This is a genomic window from Halolamina sp. CBA1230, from assembly GCF_002025255.2.
GTDB lineage: Archaea > Halobacteriota > Halobacteria > Halobacteriales > Haloferacaceae > Halolamina.
This window is the reverse complement of sequence record NZ_CP054587.1, coordinates 760,983-778,213: the sequence shown is the minus strand read 5'-3', so window position 1 is coordinate 778,213 and position 17,231 is coordinate 760,983. Positions and strand designations below refer to the sequence as shown.

Genomic DNA, 17,231 nt, shown 5'->3' with positions numbered 1-17,231 from the left:
AAAACGGAGGCTGTATGGTCGACATACTGCCCTCCACCCCGGACGCCGACCCCGACCCGGAGCCGCGGGTGCTCGGCGTCGACAGCGACGAGGCGGGCGAGACCCTTGCCGCGCTCTCCTCGGACACTGCTCGGGGGATGCTGCGCGAGTTCCACGACGAGCCGGCGACCCCCTCGGGGATCGCCGACCGCATGGACCTCTCGCTCCAGAACGCCCAGTACCACATCGGTAACCTCGATGACGCCGGCCTGATCGAGCCGGTCGACACGGTGTACTCCGAGAAGGGTCGCGAGATGACGGTGTACGGCCCCGCGGACGCCCCGCTGATCGTCTACGCCGGCACCGAGGACGACACGACTGGCCTGAAGGCCGCGCTCTCGCGGCTGATCGGCGCGGTCGCGGCGCTCGGGATCGTGAGCCTGCTCGTGCAGGCGTACTTCGGCGAGCTCCCGCTCCCGTTCGGCCGCACCGGCGGCGCCGAGGACTACCAGACCGGCGCCGACGCGACGGCGACCGAGGCTGCCACGGAGACCGAGTCCAGCGACATCGGGATCTCCCAGGCGACGCCCGAACCCACGGCGACGCCGGAGCCGACGCCCGCAGCCGAGACGACGGTGCGGACCGCGGAGGACGCACTCGGGCTCCCGCCCGGACTCCTGTTCTTCCTGGGCGGCATGGCGGTGTTGCTCGGCGTCGCCGCGGTCTGGTGGCTCCGGCGGCGCTAGAGGTACGGCGGGCGTTCCGGCTCGTCGGGCGACTCCTCGACGGGCTCGTCTTCGACGGTGCCGCCGTCGGCCGCACCCACGGCACCCGCGCCGTCGCGTTCCTCACCCTCGCCGTCGACGGCCAGCTCCGAGGTCAGGTCGACCGGACGGTCCTCGCTGTCGGCGTCGAGGCTGTACGTCGTCGACGCCGGCTCGTCGGGCGTCGACTCCGTGATGTCGCCGCTCGAGTCGGGGTCGTACGACAGCAGCGCCGTCACCGCGAGCACGCCCAGCGCGACCGGCTGTTCGGTCGCGAGCAGGCCGAGCACGTCGACCGCGAGCATCCCCAGCGCGACCGAGCTCCCGAACCGGAAGCGGTCGATGTCGACCGCGCCCTGGAGCGTCGGCGCGCCGAGCGCGACGCCGAGCGCGAACGCGACCCCCGTGCCGGCGGCGGCGGCCGCGGGCAACAGCGTCGCGAGCTCGAAGTTCATCGTCAGCTCGGCGCCGCCGCGGAAGCTGGCGATCATCCCCAGCCCGACGATCGCGCCGGGCCCCGGGAGGTACGTGCCGACCTCGGCGCTGGCGGTTTTGGCGGCGATCGCGAGGATCACCAGCCCCGCGAACCGTTGGAACACGTCGGGGTCGAACAGGGAGTACAGCGTCTGGGCGAACGCCGCCTCGACCACCGCGAGGGGGACGAGCACGGCACCGACCAGCAGGACGGAGATCGCCTTCTCGGTCGGCGTGCCGTCCATCTCCGCGAGAATAACCGCGACGGTGGCCGAACCACCGAAGATCAACAGCCCGGTCTGGAGCACGCCGCCGGGGGAGATAGCCCCGGTCTCGGTGGTGAGCGCGCCGGCGACGACAAGCGCGGGGAAGATCCCGTCGACGAGCGGGAGCCCCATCACGGTCGCGAGCAGGCGCGTCGCACCGCCGACCTGCTGTTCGAGGCGTAACGCGATCGGGTGGTCCGAGACGCTCACGACTAGCTGGCGGCCTCACCCGTGGCCAAACGGTGGTGTGCTCCCGACTCCGGATAGCCGCAAACGAATCCTGTGAACTTCGGGAGGAACCGCCGCACTGTTCGCCACGTGAGTTTGAGCGAGTCGACGGCACTGGCGTTCGGCTGGCCGGCGATGCGCGACGTGGCGAGACAGTCGACGTCCATACCTACTGGTTCTCCGGAGAGGCCGATAAACGTTGTGTGAGAGTGGGACCCACGAACACACCCGGATCATCGGTGAAACTGGGTAATCGTCGAAGAACTCTCGGTGAATCGCGACTGAAACTGAAGATATGTCGATAGAGACGGGTGCGGTCGCGTGGTGACCCTCGCCACACGGTTTCGAGATACGGAACGTTTTTGCGTCGAGGGTCACCACCGACAACATGGCGAGTAACGGTTCGGAACCTTTCTCGGAGAAGCTACGAGTGCCGGAAGCGCTGACGTTCGACGACGTGCTCCTGCGCCCGATGGAGAGCCGCGTCGAGCCCGACGCCGCGGACGTCTCGACCAGGGTGTCGAGCTCCGTCGAGCTCCAGATCCCCGTCCTCTCGGCGGCGATGGACACCGTCACCGAGGCCGAGATGGCCGTCGGGATGGCCCGCGAGGGGGGGCTGGGCGTGCTCCACCGCAACATGGACACCCCGGAGATGGAGGCCCAGATCACTCGCGTCAAGCGCGCCGACGAGCTCGTGATCCGGCGGGAGAACGTCGTCACGGCGTCCCCCGATCAGACCGTCGACGACGTCGACGAGATGATGGAGCAGGAGGGGGTCTCGGGCGCCCCGGTCGTCGACGAGAACGACACCGTGCTGGGGATCATCTCCGGCACCGACATCCGTCCCTACCTCGAAGTCGGCGAGAGCGACACGGTGCGGGAGGCGATGACCGACGAGGTCATCACCGCCGGCGAGGATGTGAGCGCCCGCGACGCGCTCGAACTCATGTACGACCACAAGATCGAGCGCGTCCCCATCGTCGACGACGAGGACCGCCTGGTCGGCCTCGTGACGATGCAGGGGATCCTCGCGCGCCGCGAGAACGAGAACGCGGCCCGCGACGCGGACGGTCGCCTGCGCGTCGGCGCCGCGGTCGGCCCGTTCGAGGAGGAGCGCGCGGTCGCCGCCGACGAGGCCGGCGCCGACGTGCTGTTCATCGACTGCGCCCACGCCCACAACCTCAACGTGCTCGACTCGGCGGAGGCGATCACCGAGACCGTCGACGCCGACGTGGTCGTCGGCAACGTCGGCACGCGCGAGGCCGCGGAGGCCTGCGTCGACTTCGCCGACGGGATCAAGGTCGGGATCGGCCCGGGCAGCATCTGTACCACCCGCGTCGTCTCCGGTGCGGGGATGCCCCAGATCACCGCCGTCGCCGAGGTGGCCGACGTGGCCAGCCAGCACGACGTGCCCGTGATCGCTGACGGCGGGATCCGTTACTCCGGCGACGCGATCAAGGCGATCGCCGCCGGCGCGGACGCGGTAATGCTCGGCTCCTACTTCGCCGGGACGGAGGAGGCGCCCGGCCGCGTGATCACGATGAACGGGAAGAAGTACAAGCAGTACCGCGGGATGGGCAGCGTCGGCGCGATGCAGTCCGGCGGCGGCGAGCGCTACCTCAAGGAGGAGGAGGAAGGCGAGGAGTACGTCCCCGAGGGCGTCGAGGCGGCGACCCCCTACACGGGGACACTGGCCTCCGAACTCCACCAGCTCGTCGGCGGGATGCAGTCCGGGATGGGCTATGTCGGCGCCGAGACGATCCCCGGGTTCAAGGAGCGCGCGGAGTTCGTCCGTGTCTCCTCGGCCGGCCAGACCGAGGGCCACCCCCACGACGTGATGATCACGGACGAGGCGCCCAACTACAGCCCCAACGAGTGAGTTCGTTCGGGCGGCAGCACGACGGACAGCGGAAGGGGTATTTTGATATAGTCGGCCGCCCGTCATTCGCCAGAGCCTATCGCTTCCCATCAGATGAGTGACGTTCGCCCTCTCGTACTCGTGGTCGAGGACGAGGCAGACCTGGCAGATCTCTACGCCGCGTGGCTCGGCGACGACTACCGTGTCCGCACTGCCTACGGCGGCCGTGAGGCGCTCGAGAACCTCGACAGCGAGGTCGACGTCGTGCTGCTCGACCGACGGATGCCGGGGCTGTCCGGCGACGAGGTGCTCGACGCGATCCAGGAGCGCGGGATCGACTGCCAGGTCGCGATGGTGACCGCCGTCGAGCCCGACTTCGACGTGCTCGGGATGGGGTTCGACGACTACCTCGTCAAGCCGGTCGCCCGCGAGGAGCTGCTGGGGACCGTCGGCGACCTGGAACGCCGGAGCACGTACGACGCGAGAGTACAGGAGCTGTTCTCGCTCTCCTCGAAGAAGGCACTGCTCGAAGCCGAGAAGACCGACGCCGAGCTCGCCGACAACGAGGAGTACCAGGAGCTCGCCGACCGGCTGGAGCGGCTCCGGGCGGAGTTGGACACCACCATCGACGAGATGGACGAGAACGAGGAGTTCGAGTCACTGTTTCGGACGTTCGAGGAGGTCGAGGACCCGTTCGAGGACGTCGATGGGAGCGAACCGTTCGCCGACGACGCAGACGAGGAGGACCCCTTCGGCGGCGTTCAGGAGTAGTCAGAGTTCGACCTCGGTGCCGACGCTCCCCGCCGTCGCCTGCTCGAACAGCGCCGTCGCCGCCGCGGCGTCGAGCACCGCCGACCCGACCGAGGCGACGACCAGTATCTCCTCGTCGGACTCCCGCCCAGCTTCTCCCTCGAACACGGCCGAGAGCGGCGTGAACGCATCTTCGTCGTGATCCGGGAAATCACCGGTCTCGGCCACCTCCTCGGGAACGTCCGCGAACAGCCGTGCTGCTCGCGAAACCGCCGCCGCGTCGAGTTCGCGCATCTCGGCGGTGTAGGCGCCGACGGCCACGACGAGCGTCCCGGCCGTGAGCGCGTCGCCGGGGAACACCGGCTCGGTCGCGGTCGTCGCCGTCACGACCACGTCGGCGTCACCGACCGCGGCGCGCGCCGAGTCGACCGCCTCGGCGTCGAGCCCCTCGGCACGGAGGTCGGCCGCACACGCCTCCCGCGAGTCGCTGGGCGAGTAGACCCGCACGGACTCGACGCCGCGCGCGGCCGCGATGGCGCGGGTCTGCCAGCGCGCCTGCGTGCCAGCGCCGACGATCCCCAGCCGCACGGGTCCGTCGCCGGTCGCGAGCCAGTCGGCCGCCAGCCCGCCGATACAGCCGGTCCGGGCGTTCGTGATCCGCGTTCCCGCCAGCAGCCCCGCCGGCTCCCCCGTCCGGGCGTCGGTGACGGCGATCTGTGCCTGCACGGTCGGTAGATCCCGATCGGCGTTCCCTTCGTGGACGCTCGCCAGCTTCGTCGCGTACTGCGAGTCGCCGTGGATGTACGCCGGCATCGTGAGCCCGGTTCCCAGCGGCTCGTCGCCCTCGATCCCCGTCCCGACCGGGAAATGCGGCCGATCTGGGCGTTCGACCTCATCGCGACCCTGTTTCAGAAACGCCCGCTCGATCGCCGGCAGCAGGTCGTCGAGGTCGAGCAGTGCCGCCACGTCGTCGTCGGAGAGGACGCGCATACCCCTACGTTCGCTCCCGCGATGATAGCTCTTGGCCGAACGTTGAAGGGGGATGACGCGACCAGAACCGCCGAGAAACCGTGGGGGAGTCGAGGCGGGAGCGCGATGCGCCCCTCACGCGGCAGCCACGCGTCGCCTGTTCGCCACTCGTGCCGACGCCGTGACGGATACCCGAGGTCGGCACAACGGTTTTGCCCACGCCACGCCGAGGGGCTCTATGCGAGTCGTTGTCGTTGGTGGGGGGATCGTCGGACTGTCGAGCGCGTTCGCGCTGGCCGACCGCGGCGCGGACGTGGTACTCTGTGAACGGCAGAGTCTCGGGGAGGGGAGCACCGCACGGGCGCTCGGCGGGATCCGCTGTCAGTTCTCGACGGCGGTCAACGTCGACCTCTCGCTCGCCAGCCGGTCGACGTGGGAGTCGTTCGAGGAGCGCTTCGGCGTCGACATCGCGTTCCGGCAGACGGGCTACCTGATGCTCGCACGGACCGAGGAAACCGCGCGGGGGCTGGAGCGGCAGGTCGATCTCCAACACGAACGGGGTGCGGAGACGGAGCTGCTGACACCCGAGCAGGTGCCGGAGTACTGTGCGGGCATCGATCCCGACGTGGTTACGGCGGCGACGTACAACCCCCGGGACGGGTTCGCGGACCCCTACCTCGCCCTCCAGGGGTACGCCGACGCCGTCCGCGAACAGGGGGTCGACGTGCGGACGAAAACGGCAGTCACCGGCGTCCGACTCGACGACGGCCGGGTCGTCGGCGTCGACGTGGCGGGCGACGGCGCGCCGAGCGACGGCCACATTGAGGCCGACGCCGTGGTGAACGCCACGGGCCCGTGGGCTGCCGAACTCGCGGCGATGGCGGGCGTCGACATCCCCGTCGAGCCACAGCGACGACAGGCGCTCGTCGTCGATCCCGAGCGGCCGGTGCCGGAGGACGACCCGCTCACGATCGATCTGGAGACGAGTTCGCATTTCCGCCCGGAGCGCGACGGCGCGGCGGTCGTCGGCGGCTACTTCGACGCCGAGCCCGAGACGGCCGACCCGGACGCCTACGCCGAGTCGTACGACGTGGATTGGGCGGTCGAAACGGTCGAACGCGCCGCGGTGTACTGCGAGTACTTCGGCGACGGGACGCGACTCAGGCGTGGCTGGGCCGGGCTGTACGCGGTCACGCCCGACCATCACCCGATCGTCGAGGAGTCGGTCCCGGGGTTCGTGCAGGCGGTCGGCTTCTCGGGCCACGGGTTCCAGCACGCGCCCGCGACCGGGCGGGTGGTCGCGGAACTCGTCCTCGACGGCGAGGCGTCGACGGTCGACGTCTCGGATCTCGCGAGCGACCGCTTCGAAGGGGACGACCTGCTCCACGAACGGAACGTGGCCTGAGCCGACGCGACCGCGGACGAAACCACCTTCCGATCGGCGGCCGAACTGGCCCACATGGTCGCAAAAGAGTCCGACTCCGAACTCGAACACGGCGACGAGGCGCCCGCGTTCTCGCTGCAAGGAACCGACGGCGAGACGTACACGCTGGACACCTTCAGCGACAGCGACGCGCTGCTGATCGTGTTCACCTGCAACCACTGTCCGTACGCGCAAGCGAAGTTCGACCTGCTGAACGAGCTCGCCGCGGAGTACGACGATGCCGCGGTCGTCGGTATCAACCCCAACGACGACGAGGAGTACCCCGAGGACAGCTTCGAGACGATGCAGGAGTACGTCGAGTCCGGGGAGATCGCTTACGACGCCTACCTCCGGGACGAGAGTCAGGAGGTCGCGGCGGCCTACGGCGCGGTCTGCACGCCCGACCCGTTCCTGTTCCGACGCGAGGGAGACTCCTGGACCCTGGCGTATCACGGCCGCCTCGACGACGCGCCCAACCCCGACGAGGAACCCTCGGAGTTCTACATCCGGCAGGCGATCGACGCGGTGCTTTCGGGTGAGGCGGTCGATATCGAGGAGCAGCCCTCGCGTGGCTGCTCGATCAAGTGGAAGTGACTAACTTCGGCGAGTGATCGCTCGCCGCCCCCGTCCGGCGGTCCCGGTGCTCGATCCCGTGGCTGGTGTCGAGAGCTAGGGCTCCGTTTCTTCGCGTGCCTGCTCCAACGCCTCGCGGGCGTTCTCGACGGCCGCGGGCTGTTTCGCGGGGTAGGCTTCCACCTTCGCCCGCAGGGTGATCCCCGGGCCGCGCTCGACATCGCCTTTGAACGCGTCCTGCTTGTTCAGCCGGAGGAAGAAGGCGCAGTTCTCGTCGACGCGATCGTCGAGTTCGCCGATCACGTCGTCGATGTCCGACAGTTCGCTCAGCTGGCGGAGCACGTGTCGCACGTCGTCGGCGTTGTCGACGCGGGCGGAGAACACCACGATCCGGTCGCCGTGGTGGCCGCGGTTGACCGCGCGCTCGATCTCGTACTCCTCGGGCAGGAACTGCCGGAGCGCCTCCTCGACGCGTTTCTCGTCCTCGGTCGCGTAGCAGAAGGTCCGCAGGTCGACGTAGTGAAACGGGACGCTCGGCATGCTCACCCGTATGAGTGCGGCGCGCAAAAGGCTTCCTCGACGGGGAAGGGGTCGATCTACTCTTCAGGCTCTTCGTCGTCGGCTTCCGCGACCAGATCCAGCTGGCCCTCGGGGATGCCGGCCTCCTGACCCTCCTCGAAGACGATCGTGTAGTTGGGGTCGCCGAACATCGTCTCCATCACCTGCGTGACCTCGCCTTCCTCGCCGTCGAACTCGCTGTGCTCGTCGTGAAGGACGACCGTATCGCCTTTCTCGAAGCTCATGGGGAACCGTTCCGCCGGCGCGAATTTAAGCGACGTGATTCGCCCGCTCACTCCCGAACCGCGGCGTAGATCTCCGTCAGCCGATCCACCGCGTGCTCGACGCTGATCGACGCCCGACGGTCCAGACAGTTCTCCCGGAGTCGCTCGCGCTCGTCGAGCGTGCGTGCGATCGCGTCGGCGAACCCGTCGACGTCGTCGGGCTCGAAATGGTACCCCGTCACCCCTTCGTCGACGGTGTCCGAGAGTGCGCCGCTGTCGACGCCGACGACCGGCGTGCCACAGGCGAACGCCTCCAGCGCGACCAGCCCCTGCGTCTCGACCGGGCTCGGGAACAGGAACGCGTCGAGGCCGGCGTAGAACGCGGGAAGCTCCTCCCGATCGAGGAAGCCGAGGAAGCGCGCGTCGACGTTCAGTTTCCGGGCCGCCTCCTCCAGTTCCGCCCGCGCCGGGCCGTCGCCGCCGAACACGACCGTCACCTCCCGATCGAGGCGGTCGCAGGCGGCGATGATCGCGGGCAGCGACTTCTCGTGGCCGTGTCGACCCGTGTACCCGACGAGCGTCCGGTCGGTGGGGAGGTCGTGGCGCTCGCGGAACGCTGTCGGATCGACCGGGCGGAAGCGTTCGGTGTCGACGCCGTTCGGGACGACCTCCGGGCTGTCGACGCCGAGTTCGGTCGCGACGTACTCGCCGGTGGACTCGGAGGGGACGACCACCGCGTCGGCCTTGTTCAGGAACCACGACTCGTAGCGCCGACTGAGTGCGGCTGTCGGCTTCTTGACCGGCCCCCACGAGGAGAGATACGCCGCGTACTCCGAGGTGGGCGTGTGGAACGACGCGACCAGCGGGAGCTCCCGTTTCTGTGCGAGTCGAAGCCCGGCGAGCCCGATCGCGAACGGCGTGTGCGCGTGGACGACGTCCACGTCGGTGACGGTGTCGGGAACGCGCGGGGCGCCGAGCCGGTAGCCCGCGTAGATCGGGAGCGGCAGCGATCGAACGGGGTGTTCGTCCGGCTCGGGCTCGTACTCCGGCGCGTCGGGGTAGACCACTTCCATCCGGCCGCCACGGGCCTGCCAGCGGTCCCGCCAGCTCTGGACGGTGTAGGTGACACCGTTGACCGTCGGCAGGTAGGTGTCCGTGAACGCGGCGACCGACTCCATGCGCGGGCGCTTGTCCGAGGCGCGGTTAAGGGGTTCCGGAATGGCTCTCCCCCAGCAGGCGTTCGTACTGCTCGACTAACCGTTCGCCCACGCGGTCGAGGGAGTGTTCGGCAGCCGTCTCGCGGGCGTTCTCGCCCAGGCGATCCCGGAGGTCGGGGTTCTCGTCGAGGCGGCGGAGCGCGTCGACGAACTCAGCCTCGGTCTCACACTTCAGGCAGTCCTCGCCGTCGGTGAAGAACTCCTCGAACACCGGGATATCCCGGAGCACGACCGCCTTCCCGCAGACCATCGCCTCCAGCGCCGCGATCCCCTGGTTCTCGTCTTTGGTCGGGAACAGGTAGACGTCGCCGGCGCCGAACGCGGCTCGTTTGTCGTCCATCCAGCCGGTGAACGTGACGTTCTCGGGTGGGTTGTTCGTCCAGTACCGCGTCGCCTCGCCGGCGGCGGCGCCCTCCTCGTAGTGGCCGAACCACGCGAAGTCGTACTCGGTCGCCTTCGCTACCTCGCAGAACGTCGTCAGCCCCTTGCGCTCGAACACTTCGCCGACACAGAACACCACCATCCCCTCGAGGTCGAACCGTTCGCGGGTCTCCTCACGAAGGTCCTCGAACCCCTCCATGGAGTCGATGTCGACGCCGTTCGTGATGGGTTCGATCGGCGTCGGAACGGGGTACTCCCGGAGCACGCCCTTCGTGTACTCGCTGGGGCAGAGCACCAGATCCGCCTGCGAGTAGAACCACCGCAGGTACGGGCGCAGCGCGGGCGCGAGACGGTCGGTGAACCGGAACGACTCCCCGAAGTCCTCCGCGGTCACGTGGGCGTGCAGGACCAGCGGGATGTCGTTGCGCTTGGCGTGGCGGGCGACGGCGACGCTCCCCGGGCCGACGACGTTGCAGTGGGCCACGTCGTACTCCCTGAACGCCCGTCCGCCGGTCAGACGCGATCTCGCGGCGTCGACGGGGCCGTCGCCGACCCACGGCGACTCGACCACGTCGACGCCCGCGCCGGCGAGCGCCGTCCGCTGCTGGCGAGTGGCGGTGACGATGCCGCCGCGGATCCGATCTTCCTGTTCGAGGTAGTCGAGGACGCGCACTTTCGTCGTCGTTCGAAGGTCGGATCCATCAACGTTCCGACCTGCGCGCGTTGCCCCGAAAACGATAACCCCGGCGCCCGACTCGATTCGGACGAGCGATGAGCGCCGAGATCGCCGCCGAGCGGATCGACCGCCTCGCCGGGCTGGCCGAGGCGGCCACGACCGCGGGAGAGTTCGACCGCTCGCGGGAGTACGTCCGGCTGGCTCGGCGGCTGGCCGAGCGCCACCGGCTCTCCCTGCCTCGCAAGTTCGCGCGGTCGGCCTGCGACGACTGTGACGTGTTCCAGCGCCCGGGAGTGAACGTCCGCGTCCGGCTCCAGCGGGGTCGCGTGATCCGCCGGTGTGACTGTGGCGCGACCGCTCGCTACCCGTACGCGGACTGACGCACGCGGAAGAGCACGGCTGAAGCCGTTGGAGGAAGCCGAGGCTCCCGATACCGAAGCTTCAAAGCTTCCTCGGTGAGTCGTCCCGACAAGAATGTCTGAGGATTTGCGTAAGCAGGCTCACGACCTCGACGTGACCGTGTGGGTGGGGAAAAACGGGATCGACGCCGTCGTCGACGAGCTTTCCGACCAGCTGGACAACGAGAAGCTGGTGAAGGCGAAGTTCCTGCGCTCGGCGCGGGGCACCGACGATACGGAGACCTTGGCGGCCGAACTCGCCGACCGTGTCGACGCCGAGGTCGTCGACACGCGCGGGCACACGGCGGTGTTCCACTGATGCTACTGCAGCAGTCGACGCCGGCGCCCGCCCAGGGCGGCGCGGCTGCCGACCCGAACCAGGTCGTCGCCGCGTTTCTCGAACAGTTCCTCCCGACCGTGCTGGCCAACGCCATCGGCGCCGCGGTGGTGTTCGTCGTCGTCTTCGCGGCAGTGTACCTGGTCGGGAAGGCGACGGTCGTTCCGCTGCTCGACCGCGTGCTGGACAATCGCGGTCTCGAGGAGCACGCCCGCCGGCCGATCCGGAAGCTCTCGTCGGTGCTGATCGTGTTCGTCGGGGTCGCCGTCGCCTTCGGCTTCGCCGGCTTCGGCGACTTCCTCCAGTCGCTCGCGACCGTCGCCGCGGCGGCGACGCTGGCGATCGGGTTCGCGATGCAGGACGTGATCGCGAACTTCGTCGCCGGCCTGTTCATCTACACCGACCGCCCGTTCCGCATCGGCGACTGGATCGAGTGGGACGGCAACTCCGGCATCGTCGAGGACATCTCGTTCCGCGTCACCCGCGTGCGGACGTTCGACAACGAACTGCTCACCGTGCCGAACTCCCAGCTCACGAGCGGCGTGATCAAAAACCCCGTCGCGAAGGACACGCTGCGCCTGCAGTTCACGTTCGGGATCGGCTACGAGGACGACGTCGAGGAGGCGACGGACATCATCGTCGACGAGGCCGAGCGCCACCCCGACATCCTCACGGATCCGGCACCGAGCGTCCGGCTGACCGAACTCGCGGACTCCTACGTCGGCCTGCGCTCGCGCATCTGGATCGACAACCCCTCGCGGGCGGACTTCGTGAAGATCCGTTCGGAGTACGTCAAGAACGTCAAGCAGCGCTTCGACGAGGCGGGCATCGAGATCCCGTTCCCGCAGCGCGAACTCTCCGGCGGGATCGAACTGCCGCCGGAGTTCGTCGAGAACTGAGCCACCGTGGCGTCCGGCGAGCCACCCAGTTGCACTCGTGGGAGTTGGTCGCACGACGCCGCGATGGGCCCATCGTTTCAAGGGATAGTGTTTCTAATTAGAACTTATGACCGAATTGACTGACAACCGAACGTACATCATTACCGGTTTCGACACGAACTGTTCGGGATCGGCGGGACCGGCGCCGGGGGTAGCCGGCCCACTTTTCACCCAGTAGTCGAATGCCGCCCGAACGACTTCCCTCGTCGGCCCAGCCGGTCGGTAAAGAGCGCAGGGGCGTGGCTACCATTTTCTGGGACGCGCTTCGACTCTTCCTGACGCTGAGCATCTGGCTCGCGGTCGCCTCTGTGCTGATGGTGGCGGTGACAGCGATAGCGCTTGGCGTCTCCCTCGAGGCGCTCGGCTGGGGGCTCTACCTGCCGGCGTTCGTGGTCTACGCCGTCTACGTCAGGGACCGACGAGCCGTCTCCGACGACGACTGGCTGAACCACCCGACTCGGAGCCGGCTGGTGACGCGATACGACGGCCCGCTTCGGGCGACAGAGTTGGTCGCGGTGGTCGCCTACGAGGGCCTGCTCGTCGCCTCACTCCCTCTGCATCGGCCCGATGGGCTGGTCGCTTTGGCAGTCGCACATCTCCCGTTCGTGGTGTTGGTCGTCTATCTCCAACTGAAGACGGTGCCAGTGCTCGACTCTCTCACCGTCGCGGTCACCTGGTCGTCGCTGATCGTCGCCACCGTCGTCGCTGTCGGCGATGTCGCGCTCTCCGCTTCGGTGGGGGTCGCGTTCCTCGCGTGGACGCTCGTCGTCTTCGCCGGGGTGGAGTCACGGAACGTCGCCGACGTCACAGGTGACGAGCAGGTCGACCACGGGACGCTCGCGAGCCGGCTCGGCGCCACCCGAACCCGGCTGTTCGCCGTCGGGGCGAAAGCCTCCGGAGCCGGGTTCTTCTGGGTAGTCGGGGGGCCAGGCGTCGTCGTCCTGCTCGGCTGTTACTTCGCGTACCTGTCCGGGTTTCGGTGGCTCACAGCGGCCGCGAGAACGGCCGGCTGATCCCCTGACTGCCGGATCGGCGGGCCGGAGACACGTACCGTTAACACACCGGTAGCACAATGGTGGGACAATGGCGCCGTGGCTCCCACCGACCGTGGCCGCGGTCCTCACGTTTCTGGGTGTCGGTCCGGCGGTACTCGTTGTCCTGCTCCTCTTCGACGACCGGCACAAACCCGGCGTGCTCTGGTTCGTCGTGACAATGGTGCTTGGAGGCGTCTGGGCGCTGTTAGTCGGCACGTTCACGCTCCTTCGATCGCCCGAAGCGACGCTGGCGCTGGCGAACGTCTTCTGGGCGGTCATCCCCACGACGTCTGTGGCGATGTTCCTCTTCGTCTACGAGTACGTCGGGACGAAGCCCCCACGTCGCTCGCTCGTCGTCGGCCTCTTCCTTCCAGTCGCTGTGCTGTTCGTGCTCTCGTGGTGGAACCCGCAGAACCTGATCTACACCCAGGCGTACTACGTCGACGCCGCGGGAATCCTCCACTACCCGCAGTTCGGCGGCCCAGTCAAAGTGCTCGTCGTCAAGGTGTACGGCTACCTCCTCGTCAGCCTTGCGACCGGGATGCTGCTCGGCGAGGCGATCCGAACCACGGGTACTCGTCGGAGACAGGTCGTGTATCTCCTGTTCGTGTTCACGATGCTCGCCCTCGCGACCCTGGTGAAGGTGGCCGGGTTCGTCCCGGTCTACTTCTACCCCACTCCCATGGTGTTCTCCCTTTCGGGGCTCGCGTTCGCGGTCTCGACACAGCAACACGGGTTCCTGAAGACGGCGACGATCGCCCGTGAGCAGGCGTTCGAACAGGTGGAAGACGCCATCCTCATCGCCAGTTCGGACGGGAAGGTGTTGGACGCGAACCGAAAGGCGACCGACCTCCTCGGTCCGGACGTCGTCTCCGAGGAGCTCTCCTCGGTGCTTCGAGCGCACCGCGAGACGGAGATCGATGCCGACCCGGGCATCGTCTCGATCAGACGCGATGGCGAGGTTCGGTACTACTCGGTCAAGGAATCGCCGGTGACACACTACCGGGGGACGCAGGGGCGCGTCGTCGTCCTGACCGACGTGACTGCGATAACGAACCGCCAGCAGGACCTGGAGCTGTTCAAGGAGGTCATCAGCCGCATCTTCCGACACAACTTCCGCAACCGACTGAACGTCATCGCCGGCTACGCGGAACTGATCCAGTCCGACGCCGACGGCGACACCGAGGAGTACGCCAGCTTCATCCGTTCGTCGGCCGAGGAGCTCATCGCGACCACGCGAAAGACGAAAGACGTCGGACAGCTGTTCACCGACGAACAGGTCGAGCCGCTCTCGCTCGATCAGGCCGTCGACAACGCCGTCGCCAGCCTCGAACCCGAGGGGACGCCTTCGTCGATTTCCGTCGACGTGCCGGCCGTGTGGGTCACCGCTCACCCGAAGCTCGATCTCGCGATCCGGGAGCTCGTCGAGAACGCGATCGTCCACAACGACCGAACCGACCGAGCGACCGTCGACATCTACGCGTCGGTCGAGGACGAGTGGGTGACGCTGTTCGTCGAGGACGACGGGCCCGGTATCCCCCAGCTCGAACTCCAGGTGCTCGACGCCGAGGAGGAGACGGATCTGAGCCACGGCTCCGGCATCGGCCTCTGGCTGGTCCACTGGATCGTCAAGCGGTCGAACGGCGACCTCGTCTCGCGGACGACCCCCGACGGCTCGCGAATCGGGGTTCGCCTCCGGCTGGCGTCGAGGAGCGACTCACGGGAGTGAGCGCCTAGTTCGGTCAGCCGGGGGGTCGGCTCAGTCCAAGAGCTGCTGGGCGATCGTGTTCCGCAGCACCTCGCTGGTGCCCTCGTAGATCTCGTTCAGCTTCGCGTCGCGGTAGTAGCGCTCGACGGGGAAATCCTTCGTGTAGCCGTAGCCGCCGTGGACCTGGATCGCCTCGTTGGCGACCTCACGGGAGACCTCGCTGGCCTTGAGCTTCGCCTGTGCGGCCTCCTTGATGTACTCCTCGTCGCGCATCTTCAGGTCCGCGGCCTTGTGCATCAGCAGCTTCGCCGACTGCACCTTCGTGTCCATGTCGGCGAGCTTGTGCTGGATCGCCTGGAACTCCGCGATGGGCTGGTCGAACTGCTCGCGGTCGGTGGCGTACTCGACTGCGGCCTCCTTCGCCGCGCGGGCGATCCCGACCCCGCGGGCGGCGATGGAGATCCGCCCGCCGTTGAGCGTCTTCAGCGCCTGGACGAACCCTTCGCCCTCGTCGCCGATCAGTCGGTCCTCGGAGAGCCGAAGGTCGTCGAACCGCAGTTCGGCGGTTTCACACCCTTTGTCGCCGAGCTTCTCCTCCGTGTTCTCGACGATGAACCCGTCGTCGCTCTCGGGCCGGACGACGAAGGAGCTGATCCCCTTGTTGCCCGCGTCGGGGTCGGTCTTGGCGAACACCGTCACCGTGTCCGCGACCGAGCCGTTGGAGGTCCAGAGCTTCCCGCCGTTGAGGACGTACTCGTCGCCCTGCTTTTCAGCAGTGGTGTTCATCGCGGGGACGTCGCTGCCCGCGCCGGCCTCCGAGAGCGCGAACGCGCCGAGATCCTCCCCCGCCGCGAGCGGCGTGAGGTACTCCTCCTTCTGATGTTCGTCGCCGAACTCGTACAGCATGTTGCCCGCGAGCGACGTGTGGGCGGCGACGACGGTGCCGAGCCCGCCCGACCCTCGGGAGATCTCCTCGATCCCGATGGCGTAGCTGTGGTAGTCGAGACCCGCGCCGCCGTACTCGACGGGGAACGGCATCCCCATCAGCCCGAGGTCGGCCATCTGGTCGACCAGATCTGCGGGGTGTTCGTCCTCCTTGTCGATCTCCGAGGCCCGCGGGACGACCTCCTCGTCGACGAACTCGGCGACGGTGTCGCGGATCTGGCGCTGCTCGGCGTCCAGACTGAACTCCATACCTGCGTCTCCTTTCGGCGCGGGCTTAGGGTTTACTACCCCGTCCTGACCCCGCCCGAACGGTCGGAAAACGACGGTTCGCGAACCGCTTGGGAGAGACTTTTAACGCCGCTGCACATAGGGTCCCCAAACCGAATGCCCGGACCCGACCCCCTCGCCGACGTTCCGTCAGAAGACCTCGCGTGGTGTCACGAGGCCGTCCAAGACGTCTCCCGCACGTTCGCCCTCACCGTCGACGTGCTCGAGGAGCCGATGGACTCGTACATCTGTCTGGGCTATCTCCTCTGTCGGGTCGCCGACACCGTGGAGGACGCCTCCCACATCCCGCCGGCCGAGCAGGCAGCCCTCCTCCGGACGTACGACGCGGTGCTCGATCCGACCGACGACACCGAGATCGAGGCGTTCGCCGCCGACGTCGAGGAGTGGCTGCCCGCGGCGGACGAACGGAACGCCGACTGGGCGGTCGTCGCGAGCGCGCCCCGCATCGTCGCCACGTTCGAGGCGCTGCCCGCCGACGTGCGGGAGGCGATCACGCCGCCGGTCCGGGAGATGGTCGACGGGATGGCCGAGTTCGTCGAGCGCTACGCCGACGACGGCGGCCTCCGCATCGACGACAAGCGCGAACTCGAGGAGTACTGCTACTACGCCGCGGGCACGGTCGGGAACCTCATCACGAACCTCGTCACCCGTGGGGATATCGACGCCGAGCGCGAGCGGACCCTCTACGAGACCGCCGAGGAGTTCGGGCTGCTGCTCCAGCTGGTCAACGTCTCGAAGGACGTGTACGACGACTACGACGAGGAGAACAACGTCTACCTCCCCGCCGAGTGGCTGGCCGAGGAGGGCGTCGGGCAGGACGAAGTGCTCGACCCCGCGAAACGCGAGGGCGCCACCTCGGTCGTCCGGCGCACCACCGACCTCGCGCGGTCCTATCTCGACGACGCGGGCACGTACCTCCAGCACGTCCCGCTCCGGGACGGGAACACGCTCGAAGCGTGGGCGGTGCCGTTCCTGCTCGCGGTTGGGACGCTCCGCGAGGTGCGCGAACACCCCGAGGACGTGCTGACCGAGCGCGGCGTGAAGGTGTCCCGGAAGGAGGTGTTCGCGGTCGTGAGCGCGATGAGTTCGAAGGGGCGGGACGCGCTCCCCTCGTTCCGCGAGCGGATCGCCAGCGCGCCGTTCCACCAGCAGCCGACCAGCGCGGACTGATCGGCCGCCGCGCCTTTTCGCGGTGCTAACTGTTCGGGAGCGAACGCTGTCACACTGAAACGACGAGAAGGCC

Annotated in this window: 19 protein-coding genes; 11 read left to right on the top strand and 8 right to left on the bottom strand. The window is 68.2% G+C overall.

The window, feature by feature from the left end:
• Window positions 1–14 precede the first annotated feature (14 nt).
• Complete coding sequence (locus B4589_RS03895) at window positions 15–725, top strand: helix-turn-helix domain-containing protein (RefSeq protein WP_079233044.1); 711 nt, start codon at window positions 15–17, stop codon at window positions 723–725.
• On the opposite strand, the gene B4589_RS03890 is transcribed toward B4589_RS03895, so the two are convergent.
• Both B4589_RS03890 and B4589_RS03885 read right to left on the bottom strand, forming a co-directional pair.
• The gene (locus B4589_RS03890; protein ID WP_079233043.1) at window positions 722–1,693 is read right to left on the bottom strand and encodes a DUF5794 domain-containing protein; all 972 of its coding nucleotides are present in this window, start codon (window positions 1,691–1,693) and stop codon (window positions 722–724) included. The genes B4589_RS03895 and B4589_RS03890 overlap by 4 nt on opposite strands.
• Window positions 1,694–1,695: 2 nt before the next feature.
• Window positions 1,696–1,878, bottom strand: a complete 183-nt coding sequence (locus B4589_RS03885; RefSeq protein ID WP_079233042.1) for a hypothetical protein — start codon at window positions 1,876–1,878, stop codon at window positions 1,696–1,698.
• 221 nt (window positions 1,879–2,099) lie between these two features.
• Here B4589_RS03885 and guaB point away from each other — a divergent pair, with 221 nt between their 5' ends.
• Together guaB and B4589_RS03875 are read left to right on the top strand one after the other, a co-directional pair.
• Window positions 2,100–3,590, top strand: a complete 1,491-nt coding sequence (guaB, locus tag B4589_RS03880) for an IMP dehydrogenase (RefSeq protein ID WP_079233041.1) — start codon at window positions 2,100–2,102, stop codon at window positions 3,588–3,590.
• Between the two features lie 93 nt (window positions 3,591–3,683).
• Complete coding sequence (locus B4589_RS03875) at window positions 3,684–4,340, top strand: HalX domain-containing protein (protein WP_079233040.1); 657 nt, start codon at window positions 3,684–3,686, stop codon at window positions 4,338–4,340.
• Here the strand turns inward: B4589_RS03875 and B4589_RS03870 are convergent, their stop codons facing one another.
• Window positions 4,341–5,309 carry an ornithine cyclodeaminase family protein gene (locus tag B4589_RS03870; protein ID WP_079233039.1) on the bottom strand — a complete coding sequence of 323 codons (969 nt, stop codon included), beginning with the start codon at window positions 5,307–5,309 and terminating at the stop codon, window positions 4,341–4,343. It abuts the gene before it with no gap.
• Window positions 5,310–5,526: 217 nt separating this feature from the next.
• Between B4589_RS03870 and B4589_RS03865 the strand changes: the two genes are divergently transcribed.
• A complete protein-coding gene (locus B4589_RS03865) occupies window positions 5,527–6,693 on the top strand; it encodes an FAD-binding oxidoreductase (protein ID WP_079233038.1) in 1,167 nt (388 codons plus the stop codon).
• A gap of 54 nt (window positions 6,694–6,747) precedes the next feature.
• Window positions 6,748–7,305, top strand: coding sequence for a thioredoxin family protein (locus B4589_RS03860; RefSeq protein WP_079233037.1), 558 nt, complete (start codon window positions 6,748–6,750; stop codon window positions 7,303–7,305).
• Between the two features lie 75 nt (window positions 7,306–7,380).
• Here B4589_RS03860 and B4589_RS03855 read toward each other — a convergent pair whose 3' ends face one another.
• The 4 genes from B4589_RS03855 to B4589_RS03840 are packed head-to-tail and all read right to left on the bottom strand — an operon-like array spanning window position 7,381 to window position 10,337.
• Window positions 7,381–7,824 (bottom strand): RNA-binding protein, encoded by a 444-nt coding sequence (locus B4589_RS03855; RefSeq protein ID WP_079233036.1) that lies wholly within the window; start codon window positions 7,822–7,824, stop codon window positions 7,381–7,383.
• Window positions 7,825–7,880: 56 nt separating this feature from the next.
• Window positions 7,881–8,087, bottom strand: a complete 207-nt coding sequence (locus B4589_RS03850; protein ID WP_079233035.1) for a DUF1918 domain-containing protein — start codon at window positions 8,085–8,087, stop codon at window positions 7,881–7,883.
• Between the two features lie 47 nt (window positions 8,088–8,134).
• Window positions 8,135–9,244, bottom strand: coding sequence for a glycosyltransferase (locus B4589_RS03845; protein ID WP_079233034.1), 1,110 nt, complete (start codon window positions 9,242–9,244; stop codon window positions 8,135–8,137).
• A gap of 25 nt (window positions 9,245–9,269) precedes the next feature.
• A complete protein-coding gene (locus B4589_RS03840) occupies window positions 9,270–10,337 on the bottom strand; it encodes a glycosyltransferase family 4 protein (protein WP_079233033.1) in 1,068 nt (355 codons plus the stop codon).
• Between the two features lie 98 nt (window positions 10,338–10,435).
• Here B4589_RS03840 and B4589_RS03835 point away from each other — a divergent pair, with 98 nt between their 5' ends.
• From B4589_RS03835 to B4589_RS03815, 5 genes are all read left to right on the top strand, one after another.
• Entirely contained in the window at window positions 10,436–10,720 is a 285-nt protein-coding gene (locus tag B4589_RS03835; RefSeq protein ID WP_079233032.1) for a ribonuclease P protein component 4, read from the top strand.
• Window positions 10,721–10,814: 94 nt separating this feature from the next.
• Entirely contained in the window at window positions 10,815–11,057 is a 243-nt protein-coding gene (locus B4589_RS03830) for a YhbY family RNA-binding protein (protein WP_079233031.1), read from the top strand.
• Window positions 11,057–11,974 (top strand): mechanosensitive ion channel family protein, encoded by a 918-nt coding sequence (locus B4589_RS03825; RefSeq protein WP_079233030.1) that lies wholly within the window; start codon window positions 11,057–11,059, stop codon window positions 11,972–11,974. Before B4589_RS03830 ends, B4589_RS03825 begins: the two co-directional genes overlap by 1 nt.
• A 278-nt stretch (window positions 11,975–12,252) precedes the next feature.
• The gene (locus B4589_RS03820) at window positions 12,253–13,026 is read left to right on the top strand and encodes a hypothetical protein (protein ID WP_143414260.1); all 774 of its coding nucleotides are present in this window, start codon (window positions 12,253–12,255) and stop codon (window positions 13,024–13,026) included.
• A 70-nt stretch (window positions 13,027–13,096) separates the two neighbouring features.
• Window positions 13,097–14,776: a histidine kinase N-terminal 7TM domain-containing protein gene (locus B4589_RS03815; protein ID WP_079233028.1), complete on the top strand. Its 1,680-nt coding sequence runs from the start codon at window positions 13,097–13,099 to the stop codon at window positions 14,774–14,776.
• A gap of 30 nt (window positions 14,777–14,806) precedes the next feature.
• Here B4589_RS03815 and B4589_RS03810 read toward each other — a convergent pair whose 3' ends face one another.
• Window positions 14,807–15,949, bottom strand: a complete 1,143-nt coding sequence (locus B4589_RS03810) for an acyl-CoA dehydrogenase family protein (protein WP_079233027.1) — start codon at window positions 15,947–15,949, stop codon at window positions 14,807–14,809.
• 135 nt (window positions 15,950–16,084) lie between these two features.
• Between B4589_RS03810 and B4589_RS03805 the strand changes: the two genes are divergently transcribed.
• Entirely contained in the window at window positions 16,085–17,158 is a 1,074-nt protein-coding gene (locus tag B4589_RS03805) for a phytoene/squalene synthase family protein (protein WP_079233026.1), read from the top strand.
• The last annotated feature ends 73 nt before the right edge of the window (window positions 17,159–17,231 follow it).

Bases quoted from the DNA above. Each gene is read 5' to 3' on its own strand.
- B4589_RS03835 (WP_079233032.1), top strand. From the start codon at position 10,436: ATGAGCGCCGAGATCGCCGCCGAGCGGATCGACCGCCTCGCCGGGCTG.
- B4589_RS03815 (WP_079233028.1), top strand. From the start codon at position 13,097: ATGGCGCCGTGGCTCCCACCGACCGTGGCCGCGGTCCTCACGTTTCTG.
- B4589_RS03810 (WP_079233027.1), bottom strand. From the start codon at position 15,949: ATGGAGTTCAGTCTGGACGCCGAGCAGCGCCAGATCCGCGACACCGTC.
- B4589_RS03895 (WP_079233044.1), top strand. From the start codon at position 15: ATGGTCGACATACTGCCCTCCACCCCGGACGCCGACCCCGACCCGGAG.
- B4589_RS03830 (WP_079233031.1), top strand. From the start codon at position 10,815: ATGTCTGAGGATTTGCGTAAGCAGGCTCACGACCTCGACGTGACCGTG.
- B4589_RS03845 (WP_079233034.1), bottom strand. From the start codon at position 9,244: ATGGAGTCGGTCGCCGCGTTCACGGACACCTACCTGCCGACGGTCAAC.
- B4589_RS03870 (WP_079233039.1), bottom strand. From the start codon at position 5,309: ATGCGCGTCCTCTCCGACGACGACGTGGCGGCACTGCTCGACCTCGAC.
- B4589_RS03805 (WP_079233026.1), top strand. From the start codon at position 16,085: ATGCCCGGACCCGACCCCCTCGCCGACGTTCCGTCAGAAGACCTCGCG.
- guaB (WP_079233041.1), top strand. From the start codon at position 2,100: ATGGCGAGTAACGGTTCGGAACCTTTCTCGGAGAAGCTACGAGTGCCG.
- B4589_RS03855 (WP_079233036.1), bottom strand. From the start codon at position 7,824: ATGCCGAGCGTCCCGTTTCACTACGTCGACCTGCGGACCTTCTGCTAC.
- B4589_RS03865 (WP_079233038.1), top strand. From the start codon at position 5,527: ATGCGAGTCGTTGTCGTTGGTGGGGGGATCGTCGGACTGTCGAGCGCG.
- B4589_RS03875 (WP_079233040.1), top strand. From the start codon at position 3,684: ATGAGTGACGTTCGCCCTCTCGTACTCGTGGTCGAGGACGAGGCAGAC.
- B4589_RS03850 (WP_079233035.1), bottom strand. From the start codon at position 8,087: ATGAGCTTCGAGAAAGGCGATACGGTCGTCCTTCACGACGAGCACAGC.
- B4589_RS03885 (WP_079233042.1), bottom strand. From the start codon at position 1,878: ATGGACGTCGACTGTCTCGCCACGTCGCGCATCGCCGGCCAGCCGAAC.
- B4589_RS03825 (WP_079233030.1), top strand. From the start codon at position 11,057: ATGCTACTGCAGCAGTCGACGCCGGCGCCCGCCCAGGGCGGCGCGGCT.
- B4589_RS03860 (WP_079233037.1), top strand. From the start codon at position 6,748: ATGGTCGCAAAAGAGTCCGACTCCGAACTCGAACACGGCGACGAGGCG.